The sequence below is a fragment of the Stenotrophomonas sp. 05L44_2 genome (assembly GCF_056665995.1).
Genome location: NZ_JBFTNR010001010.1, coordinates 1 through 1,064 on the forward strand (window position 1 = coordinate 1; position 1,064 = coordinate 1,064).

Below are 1,064 nucleotides of genomic sequence, written 5' to 3' on the forward strand. Positions count from 1 at the left end.
CATCTCCGCCGAGCGTGATGAACCACCGGACATCGACATCGACTTCGAACACGAGCGCCGCGAGGAAGTGCTGCAGTACGTGTTCAACCGCTATGGCCGCGAGCGTGCCGCGTTGACGGCGGTGGCGATCAGCTACCGTGGCCGCAGCGCGATCCGCGATGTCGCCCGTGCGCTGGGCCTGCCGATGGACCAGGTCAACGAGCTGGGCGCGGCGATGGACCATTGGGGCGGCAACATTCCGTTGCCGGAAACCCTGCGCGAGCGCGGTTTCGATCCGGAAACACCGTTGATGCGCCGGCTGCTGGCATTGACCGCCGAGCTGATCGATTTTCCGCGCCATCTGTCGCAGCATCCGGGCGGCTTCGTGATTTCCGAGCATCCGCTGTCGACGCTGGTGCCGRTSGAGAACGCGGCSATGGCSGACCGCASCGTSATCCAGTGGGACAAGGACGACCTGGACGCCACCGGCCTGATGAAGGTCGACTGCCTGGCACTGGGCATGCTCACCGCCATCCGCAAATGCCTGGCGATGCTGCAGCAGCACGGCCTGCACGAAGGACGCATGGATGCAATCGAGGACGATGACAAGCCGACCTACGACATGATCTGCGMCGCCGACACCATCGGCGTGTTCCAGATCGAGTCGCGCGCGCAGATGGCGATGCTGCCACGCATGCAGCCGCGTAATTTCTATGACCTGGTGATCGAAGTAGCGATCGTGCGCCCCGGGCCGATCCAGGGCGACATGGTGCATCCCTACCTGGAACGTCGGCGGATCCTGCGCGAACAAGGCCCGGATGCGTTGAATGATCCGGAGAACCCGCTGTATCCAGCGCGACTGGAACGCGTGTTCGCGCGCACTCTSGGCGTGCCCTTGTTCCAGGAGCAGGTGATGMAGCTGGCGGTGGAAGCTGCCGGTTATGAACCCGGCGAAGCCGATGCACTGCGCCGTTCGATGGCCGCCTGGAAGCGTCGTGGCGGCCTGGAACCGCACCGCGAAAAGCTGCTGACGGGCATGTTGAAAAACGGCTTCAGTCTGGAATATGGCGAGCACCTGTTCGAGC

The 1,064-nt window shown here is 64.0% G+C and carries 1 pseudogene; it reads left to right on the forward strand.

The window, feature by feature from the left end:
- Positions 1-1,064, forward strand: a pseudogene (dnaE2, locus tag AC1VAN_RS22710) (error-prone DNA polymerase); the annotation flags it as partial.